This window comes from Arthrobacter sp. TmtSoilC51, from assembly GCF_055388015.1.
Window position 1 is genome coordinate 73051 of record NZ_AP035877.1, and the last position, 12721, is coordinate 85771.

Below are 12721 nucleotides of genomic sequence, written 5' to 3' on the forward strand. Positions count from 1 at the left end.
GCGCATAACCAGCAAGGAATATTCCCATGTCAGCACCTACCTATACGTTCCTGGGCCCGGAAGGAACGTTCACTGAGGCCGCCCTCATGCAGGTCCCCGGCGCCGCTGATGCCACCCGCATTCCTTGCACCAACGTGAACACGGCCCTTGAGCGGGTGCGCAATGGTGAGGCCGATGCTGCCATGGTTCCCATTGAGAACTCGGTGGAGGGCGGCGTCACTGCAACGCTGGATGCCATTGCCACAGGGCCCGAACTCCGGATCATCCGCGAGGCCCTGGTTCCTATTACGTTCGTGCTCGTGGCGAGGCCCGGCGTCGTGATTTCCGATATAAAGCGCATCTCCACACACGGCCATGCGTGGGCCCAGTGCCGCCTCTGGGTGGACGAACATATTCCGAACGCGGATTATGTACCCGGTTCCTCTACCGCAGCATCTGCCATGGGCCTCCTGGAGGGAGACGCCCCCTACGATGCCGCTATTTGCGCCCCGCTAATTGCGGCGGAACAACCTGGGCTCAATGTTCTGGCCGAAAACATCGGAGACAACCCCGATGCAGTCACCCGCTTCATCCTGGTGAGCAAGCCGGGTACATTGCCCGAACGAACGGGCGCGGACAAAACCACCGTTGTTGTCCCACTGCCGGAGGACCACCCGGGGGCACTCATGGAAATCCTTGACCAATTCGCATCGCGAGGTGTGAACCTTAGCCGCATCGAGTCACGCCCCACTGGCCAGTACCTGGGCCACTACTTCTTCAGCATCGATGCGGACGGTCATGCGTCGGACTCCCGTGTTGCCGACGCCCTCGCGGGTCTTCACCGGATCAGCCCGGCAACTCGCTTCCTGGGCTCATATGCGCGTGCCGACAAGCAAGCCGCCGTGGTGGCCCCGCATACTTCGGACGCAGCATTTGCCTCTGCCCATGCGTGGGTCGAAGCAATTCTGAAGGGCTAGGCCGCCTTTGCGTGGCTGCAAATAATTGAACCTTCAACCCCTTTCGCAGTGATGCAAGTGTGCGTATGCTTGCCTGATCCATAAGCAATGGATGAATGCCCAAAAGAAGGGAGCGGTCATGACTGTCCACCGAGATGACAAAGACGGCCAGGGCATGATCGTCAATCCCAAGCCCTCCGGCGAGAACAAGGACGACTGGGACGGCGATGAAGCTGACCGCGCGGATCGACTCCGTTTTGAAGAAGAACAAGCGATGATCCGTGAGCAGGCCGAGGCCCGGGCTGCAGCGAAGGCGGCGGCTGAAGCAGCCGCAGCAAATGCGGCGCAACCCGATAAGGGCGCAGTCTAGAGGGTTCGAGCCTTCGGTACCCGCACCAGCAATGAACCGGGCTGGACCTGAACGGTGACCTCGGTTGCCTCACCCGCGGGGTCGCCGTCGAGTTGCGTCGCCATGGGTTCCTGGCTGCGGATGGTGACCTTGCCGGAGCGGTAGAAATTCATCACCGGCAGGTTCCGCTTGTGCTTGAACAGGATCTTTGCGTACATGGCGATCCATCCAAATGCGCTGCGCGGGCTCATGACGACGATGTCCAGCATGCCGTCGTCGATCATGGCTTCCGGAATGAAGTCAATGCCACCCGGAATCAGGCCGCAATTGGCGAAAAGCACGCTCCGGATTTTCCTGGCCTGCTCCGGCTGGTCATCCATGGTGATGGTGACCCGCTTGCGCCGGCCGGGTAAATGCCGGACCCCGGCCTCGGTGTAGGCCAGCCAGCCCACGGTCTTCTTCAGGTCTTCCTTGGTATCGCCAACAACCTCGGCATCCAGGCCCATACCCGCGATCACCAGGAATGTATGCGTGGATGATTCTCCGGTAATGCTGTTGTCTATGCCCATGCTGGCGGTATCGATGAAGCGTTGGTGGCCAAAGAGGGCGATCTGGATGCAATCGGCGATGTCGTTGACGTCCAGTTCGACGTTGCGTGCCAAGAGGTTTCCGGTGCCCAGGGGAATGAGGCCCATCGCCACGCCTTTATGCGCCAGAGACTCAGCCACCACGCGCACTGTACCGTCGCCGCCGCACACAAGAACGACGTCGGCCCCGTACTCCAGCGCTTGGCGCGACTGCCCGTAACCGGGGTCCTCCAGAGTGGTTTCAAAGAACCTCGGGCTGTCCCAACCGGCGAGGTCGCAAGCGTCGATGATTGCTTGGCGGGCGTCGAGCGACTTGTTTTTCACCGGGTTGAGGACCACCGCAACCTTCTGGTGCCCAGGCTCGGGTTTGTGGGTGCCCTCCCGAACCGCGCTCCTGATGTGCCGGGCCCGCAATCGGCGCACACCCCACCAACTGGAGACGGCAAATACCACGCCCCCAGCGAGAATCACGTACAGGATCCAGTCGCTCATGCTGCTCCAACACTATCGTCCTGGGCGGCCACGTCAGATTCGATACTCTTGTGTGGTGATCGACGTAAAAGACCTCAGCGAAAATCCGGACAAGTTCCGTGCCAGCCAGCGCGCCCGTGGCGCCGATGAGTCCGTTGTGGACGCGATCATCTCCGCAGACTCCGATCGCCGCGCCGCGCTGATCCGCTACGAAACCCTCCGCGCCGAGCAAAACGTCTTCGGCAAGAAGGTGGCCCAGGCCAAGGGCGAGGAAAAGCAGGCCCTGCTGGCCGAGGTCAAGGAACTGGCCAACTCGGTCAAGGCCGCTTCCGCCCAGGCGGATGCCGCCCAGGCCAAGCAGGAAGAGCTGCTGCGCATCATTCCCAACCTGATCGTGGACGGCGTGCCCGAGGGCGGCGAGGACGACTACGTAGTGGTCAAGACCGTTGGCGAACCCCGTCAGTTCACCGATTTCGAGCCGAAGGACCACCTGGAAATCGGTGAGCTCATTGGTGCGATCGACATGGAACGCGGCGCCAAGGTTTCCGGTGCGCGCTTCTACTTCCTGCGTGGCGTGGGTGCCCGCTTGGAAATGGCTCTGCTGCAGATGGCCATGGACCAGGCGATCGAGGCCGGCTTCGTCCCGATGATCACCCCCACTTTGGTGCGGCCGGAGACCATGCAGGGCACCGGTTTCGACGTAAAGCACGACGCCGAGATCTACCGTCTCGCTGAAGACGACCTTTACCTGGTGGGAACCTCGGAAGTGGCCCTCGCCGGCTACCACGCTGACGAGATCCTGGACTTCTCCGGGGGCCCCATCCGCTACGCCGGCCAGAGCTCCTGCTACCGCCGCGAAGCCGGTTCGCACGGCAAGGACACCCGCGGCATCATCCGGGTGCACCAGTTCAACAAGGTGGAGATGTTCATCTACACCACTGTTGAGGAAGCTGCTGCAGAACACGAACGCCTGCTTGCCTGGGAAGAGGAAATGCTGGCCAAGTGCGAGCTTCCCTACCGCGTGATCGATACAGCTGCGGGCGACCTCGGCATGTCCGCGGCCCGCAAGTTCGACTGTGAAGCCTGGGTTCCCACCCAGAACGCCTACCGCGAGCTCACGTCTACGTCCAACTGCACCACGTTCCAGGCCCGCCGCCTCAACATCCGCGAACGCGTGATCAACGAGGAAGGCGTTGCCAAGGGCACCCGCGCCGTGGCAACCCTGAACGGCACCTTGGCCACCACCCGTTGGATTGTGGCCCTGCTTGAGCACCACCAGAACCCGGACGGCTCGGTCAACGTTCCCAAGGCCCTGCAGAAGTACATTGGCGGGCTTGAGGTTCTGCCGGTCCTGTAGTTCTCTTCCCGGAAGACCCCGTCCAACGGACGAATCACCCTCGCGCCCGGCGGTGAATGGTCCGTAGGGCGGGGTTTCCTGTCCTGGAAAGTCCGGCTGCTTCGAGCTTTGCAAGCAGCTTCTCCGGCCTGATGGCTGTTGCCCAGTCCCACCGCACTACCTGGAAGCCCATGGCACGGAGTCTGTCCTCGCGCTTCTTCTCCTTGAGCACGGCTTCACGTGCAGTTCCCCCGTTGAGGTACTCGTCATTGAGGTACTTTGCCTCTCCGTCGAACTCGCCAATAATCTTGAGTCCCCGCCAGTAGAAATCGGTCCGGGCAACGAATCCCAAGGCGTCATAAAATTCCGCCTGAAGCTCGGGGGCTGGAAAACCAAGTAGATGCATTTGGGCACGGCTCAGGGACTCACCCGCTGAACCCGAGCGAGCATCGGCGAAGTCAAGGACCGAGCTGACCCACCGTCTCTTGGCGCCGGATGCCAGGCTCCCTCCTGCATGACGCAGGTCTTTAACGCTGGCGGCCGACGGTCCGAACCTTGCTTGGCTGATGGCGTGATCCGCTAGAACCACCGCCCGTGCGAAGGGAAGCCGGGCCATTACGTCAGCCGCTGTTGAGTGAAGGTCCGTGACGGTCAGCCCGGTCAGGTGCACTGGGCTCGCTTGGTAGGCATGGCGATAGGTGCCGTAACTCCTGATGCCCTCCAGTCCTGTGCTGCCCGACTTCGTGTCTCCCGAGGCCTTAGTGGTCGATCGCTTGGAACCAGCGTGGCCGGATGACGAATTGGCCAAATGGATGTGCGCCGGGATCCCGACAACCTGCATCCCCCAGAGCACGGCTGCCGTCTCGTAGCAAAAGTGTGCAGAAGGGAGTTCCAAAGCGACTGCCCTGATGGTCGCGGAGTAGCGCTCCCAAGGCTTCAGAGAGATCCACCGGCTCTTGTCCATATAGACTCCCTTGCGCACTCTGACTAGTTCACCCTTCGTAAATCGCCTGCTGAGCGAACGAATATCTCCCGTGTTGGCTCTCTGCTGGGCGGACACTAGGAACTCGGCTGTTTCGGTCATGGAAACAACCTTCGGTGGAAGAGGGGGCCCGTGGGACCGACAGGTGGGGCTATGTGGAAAAGCTCATCGCGTTTCACCCTCCAGCGGACAATTCACCTCCGCGCGCGAAGGTGAATTGTCCGGTGGAGGGTGACTGGCGGGGGCTAGGCGCGGAGTGTTCACGCTGCGTTAATCTGGTGCTGTGTCCTCGGTCCTAGTGCGGTGTCAGAGGTGTCTGATCTACTGGAACCATGACTATTTTGACTGATACACCAGTTGCTGGCATCGATGACCAGCCAAATGACAACAACAAACTCATGATCGCCTTGGACGTTGACGGCACGCTCGTCGACCACGATGGCCACATGTCCCCAGGTGTCCGGACCGCCGCGCAGCAAGTGGTCGCCAGCGGCCACGACGTCATGATCGCCACCGGCCGGTCCCTCAATGCAACCCTTCCGATCATCCAACAGATCGGCCTGGAACGCGGCTACGCCGTGTGCTGCAATGGCGGCGTGACCCTCCGGCTGGATCCCACCCTTGAAACCGGCTACGAGATCATCCACAAGGCAACGTTCGATCCCGCCCCGGCGCTAAGGGCACTTCGCGAACGCCTGCCCAACGCGAAGTACGCGCTGGAGGATGAGGATGGGAACTTCCTCTCCACGGAGCGCTTCCAGGACGCCAGCTTCGGCGTCGAGGCAATCGGAGTGGACTTCCAGACCATGTTGGAGGCCACAGCCGTGCGCGTGGTGGTCTTCAGCAGTGACAACACTTCGGACGACTTCAACCACGCCATCCGTCACATCGGCCTTTCAGGCGTGACGTACTCGGTGGGCTGGACTGCGTGGCTGGACATTGCCGCGGAGGGCGTTACCAAGGCCAGCGCCCTTGAGGCACTGCGCCAGAAGATCGGCACGGAACAGGTCAACACGGTGGCAGTGGGAGATGGCCGCAATGACATCGAGATGCTTACATGGGCTGGCCGGGGAGTGGCTATGGGCCAAGCTCCCGAGGAAGTAATCGCCGTCGCGGACGAGGTCACCGCGTCAGTATTCGACGACGGCGCCGCCCTGGTTTTGCGTAGCCTGCTGTAACAGCCGCACGGCAGCCCGGACAGCCGCCCAGCTCAGCCCGGAAGAACCGCGCGCTAGTCCACCCGCCCCCGCCAAGCACCGGTTTCGTGGCCGCGGTCCTCGATGAATTCCTTGAATTTGTCCAGGTCCGCGGCCACCTGCATCTCGTCTGCGGAGAGCGCGGCGCCGGCCTTCTCCACGAATCCTTCGGGCTCCCATTCCAGGGTCACGTTGACGCCGCAGTGCCCGGGTCCAAGGTTGTCGAAGCGGACTGAGCCGGCGTTGCGTGGTGCGTCGATGCTTTCCCAGGCGATCACGGTATCCGGAACTTGTTGGGTGATGCGAGCGTCATATTCGCGCCTTACCCCGCCCACCTTGGTTGAGAAGTGCAGTGTTGAATCATCGATCTGGCGGACACTTTCCACGCCGCTCATGAACTCGGGAAACTTTTCGAACTGGGTCCATTGGTTATAGGCGACCGATACCGGCACCTCTACCTCGATGGCCTTCGTGACCGTTTGCATGGGACACACCTCGTTTGGATTGTTCTGGTTTAGGTGAGGGGTTAAGTGAAATGGGTTTGGACGGGGCCGCCGCCGGCTGAGTCAACGATTGCCTGCGCCACGTCCCGGAGCTTGACGTTCCGGTTGCTTGAGGCCTTTTTGATGAGCTCCACGGCTTCAGCTTGGCTGCACCTGTTTTGGGCGATGATGATGCCCGTGGCGACGTCGATGACCGTCCGGGATGCCATGGCCGCGCGCAGGTTGGCGGCGGTCTGGCTATGCTGCGCGATCAGCACCGCCAGTTGAAGGCCCTTGGATGCCTGCTGGACATAATCACTGGCCCGCTGCACTGCGGCTTGGTCAAAGCCGTTGGGCCGTTCGGAGTAGAGGTTGAGCCCGGCCCGTGCCGAGTCATCCGCCATTGGGAAGGGCACAGCCAGGACTGAATGAACACCATTCGCCACGGCCATTTCGTTGTAGTCAGGCCAAGTGTTGTCTTTTTCGAAGTCCGGAATGTGTACTTGCGTGCCCTGCTGGCAGCAATGGATGCACGGGCCATCAGCGAACTGGTACTGGAGTTCGTCCAGCATCTGCGCGCGTTCGCTGCTGCTGGCCACTGTGGCGGCCGCGCGATGTCTGAGCAGGGTGATGCCGCAAAATACTTCGTTGCCCGGCTGGGAGAATATCGCCGCGGAGTGGCGTGCCAGCTCGGTAAGGAAGGCTTCCACGTCCGGTGTATCGAGGAGTAGGTCCTGGATGTCCGCTGCAACAAGTTGGGGCTCGGTGAGTTGTTGGTCTTCCACGTGGATCTCCGATCCTGGACGAGGCTACCCTTCGAGCGTAGTCCTGAATACCCGTTGAAAGCTAATAGTAAGTGTGCTTCTCTTTTTAAGGAGTCTTGACGTGGGCTCACCTACCCCAGCAGGTCTAAGGATTGAAGCCACATGCGACAAGCCCGACCATTCGACGTCCAAACCCGGCACCCTGCGCCGGAGAGCACCATCCGCCAAAGTTTCCAGGACAGCTTGGTTTTGGACCATCTCAATCTTGCAAAGTCCATTGCCGCCAGGTATTCAGCCCACACGCACGACCTCGACGACGTCCGGCAGGTTGCGTACATGGGCTTGATCAAGGCGGCGCGAGGATATGACGAAAGCAAAGGCGTCAGTTTCCCGGCCTATGCCGCCCCGACCATTGCGGGTGAGGTCAAGAGGTATCTCCGCGATCACTGCTGGGTGGTGCGGCCACCGAGGCCCATCCAGGATGTGCGGCGCCAAGTGCTCGCCAGAACAGAGGAACTGACGCAGAAGCTGCAGAGGACTCCAACGCCCGAAGAAGTGGCGATGGACCTTCGGCTGGAACCCTGCCAAGTCAGGGAAGCGTTGATGGCCGGCACCAGCAAGCGGCCGGATTCCCTCGACGCTCCGGCTGCGGAGGGCCGCGACGGCCTGCAAGGATTCCTTTCAGCTTTCGGCTGCCCTACGGATCGCTTGGAGGATGTGCTCGCGCTGCGGAATGCAATCCGGGGCTTGTATGCGGAAGACAGACACCTCCTTTACCGTCGGTACTACCGGGAGGAAACGCAGTCCACGATCGCCGAGGCACTGGGGATGTCCCAGATGCAGGTCTCGCGGCGGCTTTCCAGGATCCTGGTGTCCCTGCAGACGCAATTGCTGGATGAGGAAGCGCACCTCCAGGACGGAACGGCGCCTTAAGAACACTGCCACAACAAGAACCAGTGCCACAACAAGAACCAGTGCCACAACAAGAACCAGTGCCACAACAAGAGCCGTCAAGACTCAGCAGCCCAGTCCCTCCACGGCTTCCAACACATCACGAACGGTCACGGCAAGGAGCGCTGGATCGGGATCGGCGGCAAATACGTCACCGCGGCGGAGTTCGACGGCGGTGAGCACCACGTGCGGTCCGGGAGGCGGACCCCATTCTTCGGCGGGAGCCGGGCCGAAGAGGACTACGGACGGGCGGGCATAGGCGGACGCCAAGTGGGCGGCGCCGGTGTCCGCGGAGACCACAAGCCGGGCATCGGCGATGGTCGCTGCAAACTCTGCGAGGCCCTGTCGCCCGGCCAGCACGACGTCGTCGAGGTTTGCTCCGTTGAGCTTCGCCAAGGCGGCAGTCGCCATTGCGCGCTCGCGCTCTGACGTGCCACCGGTAAGCACGACATCGTGCCCGGCCCGGGAGAGCTCAACGGCGACTTCCGCGAATCGCTCAATGGGCCAGAGCCTGCTGCCGTACGCGGCACCCACATGGATTACGGTGGCGCCGCGCCGGGGTGAGGGAACGCTTGGCTTGTTGAGGCGGTAGTCCAGGGGATCAGCATCGATGCCGTGCCAATTGAGCAAACGGGTCCAGCGCTCGCGCTCGGGGATGCCGGTTGTCCATATCGGCCCGTCGAGCCCCGGCGCTTGGTGCGCGAGCACCCGCGTGGCTTGAAGTTCTTTGATGCGTTGGCGGCTTTCGGGTCCATTCCCGTGCAGGTTCGCGGCGATATCCACAGCGCCGGGGGGAATGGCCAGGGGGTCATCGAGGCCCGGCGTGGGCAGGTGGTCGATGCCGCCCACCAGGTCCAGGGCCTCGGCAATCCAAGCTGGCGCCGCATACAAAATCCGGTGTTCCGGGAACGCCCGGCGCAGTCCGCGCAGCGCCGGAACGGCAACCAGGAGGTCCCCGAGTTTCAAGGCGCGCAGGGCAAGCAGCAGGGGTTGTCCGGTCATTTCGGCTGTGTCCATGGTGGCCTCCCGCTAGGAGTCTAACGGCCTCTGTGGACGCCGGGGCCCCGGGAAACTTGTCGTCGTCGCACTGTTTAGCGTCGGGAGAACTGGGGAACGTTGCGGGTATGGGAGGAACTGGAACGTTGAAAGTGGTCCTGTTTGACCGCGATGGGACGCTCGTCGTTGACGTGCCATATAACCGCGACCCGCAACTGGTGCGGCCCATGGAAAGTGCCCTTCCGGCACTGGAGCGCGTACGCCGGGCCGGACTGGCAACAGGTGTCGTGAGCAACCAGTCGGGCATTGCCCGTGGCTTGCTGACCATGAATCAGGTCCTCGCCGTGAACCAGCGCGTGGACGAGCTCCTCGGCCCGTTCGATGTGTGGGAAATCTGCCCGCACGATCCAGTGGATGGCTGCGCCTGCCGTAAGCCTGCGCCGGGAATGATTCTCGCCGCGTGCTGCACGCTGGGGCTGCACCCTTCCCAGGTGGCCTTTGTTGGCGACATCGGTGCAGACATGGAAGCGGCGGCCGCGGCCGGCTCGCGTGCCGTACTGGTGCCCACCCACGTAACCCGGATCGAGGAAATCGAAGCTGCAGAGGTAGTGGCGGAGAACCGGCATGGCGCCGTCGAGCTGTTGTTGGGCGCGGCGACAGGGGGAGCATCGCGGAAACCCGACGCCAGGCAGGACCCACCTGCATGAGCCGCGTCCTGGTGGCCCGGCTGGACAGCATGGGCGATGTCCTCCTTGCCGGACCCGCCGTGCGTGCCGTGGCGAACGGAAGCAGGCCGGACGGCAGCCGAGCCAACGACGTCGTCCTCCTCTGTGGCCCCGAAGGTGCCGGTGCCGCGGAAATGCTCCCGGGAGTGACGCAGATCCACACATGGCCGTGCCCATGGATCGTCAATCCGCCGCCGGCTGCGACGGCTGAACTGACCAATGGCCTGATCGAGTTCGTGCGCAGTTCCAGGATTGAGGAAGCCGTGATCCTCACTTCCTTCCACCAGTCCCCGCTTCCGCTGGCACTGTTGCTCCGGCTGGCAGGCGTCGAACACATCACGGGCGCCTCCACTGACTATGCGGGCTCCCTCCTGGACATCCGGTTGAAACCCGGCGAAGACTTCCCCGAGGACCAACCTGAAGTGGTCCGCGCTTTGGGGATTGCGCAGGCGGCCGGCTTTCAGCTTCCCCAAGGGGACGACGCCAAGCTGCACATCAAGCCGATGGGCGAACCCGAAGAGCTGGTGGACGAACTCACCCAAAAGGGCCCATACATCGTGGTCCATCCTGGCGCAGCCGCTCCGGCGAGGGCATGGCCTGCACTCCACCACGCGGCCACAGTGGAACTCCTTGAAGCGTACGGGCACCGCGTGGTGGTCACGGGGACGCCGGGCGAAACATCGCTGACGGCAACTGTGGCAGGGCCTTCGGCGAGCAATCTCGGGGGCAGGACAGACTTGCGCACGCTGGCGGCGGTACTCGCGGGCGCCCGCCGTCGTGGTCACCGGCAACACGGGACCCGCACACCTTGCCGCAGCGGTCGGAACGCCGGTGGTGTGCCTGTTCGCCCCCGTGGTTCCAGCCATTCGTTGGGCGCCCTACGGCGTTCCGCTGGAACTGCTCGGCGACCAGGAAGCAGCGTGCAGGAACACGCGGGCACGAACCTGCCCGGTTCCGGGCCACCCCTGCCTCAGTTCGGTCACCCCGGAACAAGTCCTGGAGGCGGTGGAACGGCTATTGGGGGGAGTTTCCTCCCTCAGTACCCGAAGGAAGGTGTGGAAACCATGAGGATCCTGGTCTGGCACATCCACGGAGGATGGGTGGAGGCTTTCGTCAGGGGCCGGCACGAATACCTCCTTCCGGTAGAGCCCGACGGCGGTGCTTGGGGTTTGGGGCGGGGTGGCCGTGAGTGGCCGGTGGCCGCGCAGGAGATTGACCTCGATACCGTCGATCCGGACAGCGTGGACGTGGTGGTCCTGCAACGTCCCGTTCACACTCCATCCACTGGCCGATCAGCACGACATCCCGGTGGTTCATGCGACGCACGTCAACCAGTTCTTCTGGGACACCGGATACACGCCGACAGTGGTGATCGAGCACGGCATCCCCGATCCCGGCCTGCTCTATACCGGTGAAAGCGAAGAAATGGGTGTGGTTGTCAACGAGCAAGCCATGCACCTCGGAATGCCGGTCCTGGCGCTCGCAACCACTGAGGCGACCCGCGCTGTCCCGGAGGGAGCCGGACTTGTCTCGAACAATGTGGACGAACTTCAACGGTTCGCCCGCCGGATGCTCTGCTTGCGCGTGATGGTCACGACGCCGCCAGCCAACTCAGGCGCGCCCGGGCCGGTGTCGCCGTCGTGACGCCCAACGTCGGAGAGGCCCGGGCCGCTGCGAAGGCGGGCTGGCTCGATGCCTCCCGGACCGCCGCGGTGCCCTGACGGAAGTGCTGGATGGCCTCGGCGCCGGCAAGGGACGGAAGGCCTCGCCGCCGTTGACGCCACGCTAGCTTTGCTGTTCGGGGCTTCTAATCCGCCGTGGAAACCACGGTGATGATTCTGCGCAGGCTCATGGCCACTGACGCCGCCGCGTTCACCGAGGCCTGGCCAGCAGCAGCTTCCGTGACCGCATCCCCGAGAGCCGATACGCTTTCCTTCGCCCCTGCCAAATGGCTCTTCAATTCCCCGGCTTCCCCGTCACGCCACTGATCAATGACGCTTGACACCGCCTCCAGTGCCTCGGACAGATTCGCTATGACGCTGTCCGGAATGACGGTCCCGGCGTCCTCTTCCCAGATCACGCTGGCCAGGACGTCCGTGATGTCCTGCACGTGGAACGTCAGCCGCTCCACAGTGCGCAAGCCAGCCAGATCGCTTGGCAGGCGGCCAGCACGACGCCGGGACCTGGGGTTCGCTTTCGCGCTCAATTCCGCTTCATGGACGGCGGTCCGCACTGCTGCGGCGGTTGCTGCCAGTTCGCCGCTGCGACTGGCCCACGCTTCATGGTTGGGCGGCCACGATTCCTCCATGGCGCGTGCCATGTCCTTCAATTGTTGGGACAAAGCCCGTTGGTGCCCTGCCAGAGCGGGGTCTATTCCTTCGAGGTGCAGCGGTGGAAACACCAGCCAATTGACAGCGAAGCCAACTGCAACACCCATGGCCATTTGCAGGACGTAGGCAAAGGAGAAGCCCTCTGCATTGGAGTCCCCAAGGACAAGGACGAACAGGGCCGCCATGGGAACCCATTCGGAGGCGGCGCCCAGTCGGGGGAGACCACCGATGATCACGCCCAATCCCACCACCAAGGCAACTGCCAATGCCGTGGGTGCTGCCACAGTGGTCACGGCGAAAGCCATGCCAATGCCCAAGGCGAGGCCCATGAGGCTCTGCAGGCCGTTCCTGGCGGAATCCGCCACTGTGGGATGCATGCTCACCAGTGCGCCGAGCGGTGCGTAATAAGGGTAGGACGCCGCAGGACCTGGCATGAAGGGCGCGAGGTACCAGGCCAGTCCGGCCGCCGCAGCGGTTTTGACGGCGAACAGGAGTCGGTGACGCGTTACGGCTTTTCGAAGCGCGGGAATCAGCCGCCGCCTATAGGGCTTGTGGCTCATTGATCCAACGTTGGCAGGTCTTGCTCCGTGTGTCGAGTCGGGATTTCGATTCGGTAT

Annotated in this window: 12 protein-coding genes and 2 pseudogenes; 8 read left to right on the forward strand and 6 right to left on the reverse strand. The window is 62.9% G+C overall.

Features of this window, described 5'->3' with window-relative positions; all coding sequences use genetic code 11:
- The first annotated feature begins 26 nt into the window (after positions 1 to 26).
- Positions 27 to 956 (forward strand): prephenate dehydratase, encoded by a 930-nt coding sequence (gene pheA, locus ACZ5G6_RS00365; RefSeq protein WP_498688633.1) that lies wholly within the window; start codon positions 27 to 29, stop codon positions 954 to 956.
- A gap of 118 nt (positions 957 to 1074) precedes the next feature.
- Entirely contained in the window at positions 1075 to 1305 is a 231-nt protein-coding gene (locus tag ACZ5G6_RS00370; protein ID WP_498688634.1) for a hypothetical protein, read from the forward strand.
- Here ACZ5G6_RS00370 and ACZ5G6_RS00375 read toward each other — a convergent pair.
- Entirely contained in the window at positions 1302 to 2363 is a 1062-nt protein-coding gene (locus tag ACZ5G6_RS00375; protein ID WP_498688636.1) for a diacylglycerol/lipid kinase family protein, read from the reverse strand. The two genes, ACZ5G6_RS00370 and ACZ5G6_RS00375, sit on opposite strands and share 4 nt — an antisense overlap.
- A gap of 55 nt (positions 2364 to 2418) precedes the next feature.
- On the opposite strand from ACZ5G6_RS00375, the gene serS reads away from it, so the two are divergent.
- Entirely contained in the window at positions 2419 to 3699 is a 1281-nt protein-coding gene (gene serS / locus ACZ5G6_RS00380; protein WP_498688638.1) for a serine--tRNA ligase, read from the forward strand.
- 34 nt (positions 3700 to 3733) lie between these two features.
- Here serS and ACZ5G6_RS00385 read toward each other — a convergent pair whose 3' ends face one another.
- On the reverse strand, positions 3734 to 4642 hold the full coding sequence (locus ACZ5G6_RS00385; protein ID WP_498688639.1) for a putative endonuclease domain-containing protein: 909 nt from the start codon (positions 4640 to 4642) through the stop codon (positions 3734 to 3736).
- Positions 4643 to 4992: 350 nt separating this feature from the next.
- Here ACZ5G6_RS00385 and ACZ5G6_RS00390 point away from each other — a divergent pair, with 350 nt between their 5' ends.
- Positions 4993 to 5838: an HAD family hydrolase gene (locus ACZ5G6_RS00390; RefSeq protein ID WP_223935260.1), complete on the forward strand. Its 846-nt coding sequence runs from the start codon at positions 4993 to 4995 to the stop codon at positions 5836 to 5838.
- Positions 5839 to 5891: 53 nt separating this feature from the next.
- On the opposite strand, the gene ACZ5G6_RS00395 is transcribed toward ACZ5G6_RS00390, so the two are convergent.
- Complete coding sequence (locus ACZ5G6_RS00395) at positions 5892 to 6341, reverse strand: SRPBCC family protein (RefSeq protein WP_223935261.1); 450 nt, start codon at positions 6339 to 6341, stop codon at positions 5892 to 5894.
- A gap of 41 nt (positions 6342 to 6382) precedes the next feature.
- On the reverse strand, positions 6383 to 7123 hold the full coding sequence (locus ACZ5G6_RS00400) for a GAF and ANTAR domain-containing protein (RefSeq protein WP_223935262.1): 741 nt from the start codon (positions 7121 to 7123) through the stop codon (positions 6383 to 6385).
- A gap of 141 nt (positions 7124 to 7264) precedes the next feature.
- Between ACZ5G6_RS00400 and ACZ5G6_RS00405 the strand changes: the two genes are divergently transcribed.
- Positions 7265 to 8035, forward strand: a complete 771-nt coding sequence (locus tag ACZ5G6_RS00405; RefSeq protein ID WP_498688643.1) for a sigma-70 family RNA polymerase sigma factor — start codon at positions 7265 to 7267, stop codon at positions 8033 to 8035.
- Positions 8036 to 8119: 84 nt separating this feature from the next.
- Here ACZ5G6_RS00405 and ACZ5G6_RS00410 read toward each other — a convergent pair whose 3' ends face one another.
- Complete coding sequence (locus tag ACZ5G6_RS00410) at positions 8120 to 9070, reverse strand: glycosyltransferase family 9 protein (RefSeq protein ID WP_498688645.1); 951 nt, start codon at positions 9068 to 9070, stop codon at positions 8120 to 8122.
- A 107-nt stretch (positions 9071 to 9177) separates the two neighbouring features.
- Between ACZ5G6_RS00410 and ACZ5G6_RS00415 the strand changes: the two genes are divergently transcribed.
- The 3 genes and pseudogenes from ACZ5G6_RS00415 to ACZ5G6_RS00425 all read left to right on the forward strand — a co-directional run.
- Complete coding sequence (locus tag ACZ5G6_RS00415) at positions 9178 to 9756, forward strand: D-glycero-alpha-D-manno-heptose-1,7-bisphosphate 7-phosphatase (protein ID WP_498688646.1); 579 nt, start codon at positions 9178 to 9180, stop codon at positions 9754 to 9756.
- Positions 9753 to 10842 (forward strand): annotated as a pseudogene (locus tag ACZ5G6_RS00420) (glycosyltransferase family 9 protein). The gene ACZ5G6_RS00415 and the pseudogene ACZ5G6_RS00420 overlap by 4 nt, the downstream one beginning before the upstream one ends.
- Positions 10839 to 11349 (forward strand): annotated as a pseudogene (locus tag ACZ5G6_RS00425) (glycosyltransferase family 1 protein); the annotation flags it as partial. The pseudogenes ACZ5G6_RS00420 and ACZ5G6_RS00425, both read left to right, overlap by 4 nt.
- Before the next feature lie 232 nt (positions 11350 to 11581).
- Here the strand turns inward: ACZ5G6_RS00425 and ACZ5G6_RS00430 are convergent.
- On the reverse strand, positions 11582 to 12664 hold the full coding sequence (locus ACZ5G6_RS00430; RefSeq protein ID WP_498688647.1) for an FUSC family protein: 1083 nt from the start codon (positions 12662 to 12664) through the stop codon (positions 11582 to 11584).
- Positions 12665 to 12721 lie beyond the last annotated feature (57 nt).

What these genes read in the sequence shown, in the direction of transcription:
- pheA (WP_498688633.1), top strand. Translation starts at nt 27, where the DNA reads ATGTCAGCACCTACCTATACGTTCCTGGGCCCGGAAGGAACGTTCACT.
- ACZ5G6_RS00370 (WP_498688634.1), top strand. Translation starts at nt 1,075, where the DNA reads ATGACTGTCCACCGAGATGACAAAGACGGCCAGGGCATGATCGTCAAT.
- ACZ5G6_RS00375 (WP_498688636.1), bottom strand. Translation starts at nt 2,363, where the DNA reads ATGAGCGACTGGATCCTGTACGTGATTCTCGCTGGGGGCGTGGTATTT.
- ACZ5G6_RS00385 (WP_498688639.1), bottom strand. Translation starts at nt 4,642, where the DNA reads ATGGACAAGAGCCGGTGGATCTCTCTGAAGCCTTGGGAGCGCTACTCC.
- ACZ5G6_RS00390 (WP_223935260.1), top strand. Translation starts at nt 4,993, where the DNA reads ATGACTATTTTGACTGATACACCAGTTGCTGGCATCGATGACCAGCCA.
- ACZ5G6_RS00395 (WP_223935261.1), bottom strand. Translation starts at nt 6,341, where the DNA reads ATGCAAACGGTCACGAAGGCCATCGAGGTAGAGGTGCCGGTATCGGTC.
- ACZ5G6_RS00405 (WP_498688643.1), top strand. Translation starts at nt 7,265, where the DNA reads ATGCGACAAGCCCGACCATTCGACGTCCAAACCCGGCACCCTGCGCCG.
- ACZ5G6_RS00410 (WP_498688645.1), bottom strand. Translation starts at nt 9,070, where the DNA reads ATGGACACAGCCGAAATGACCGGACAACCCCTGCTGCTTGCCCTGCGC.
- ACZ5G6_RS00415 (WP_498688646.1), top strand. Translation starts at nt 9,178, where the DNA reads ATGGGAGGAACTGGAACGTTGAAAGTGGTCCTGTTTGACCGCGATGGG.
- ACZ5G6_RS00430 (WP_498688647.1), bottom strand. Translation starts at nt 12,664, where the DNA reads ATGAGCCACAAGCCCTATAGGCGGCGGCTGATTCCCGCGCTTCGAAAA.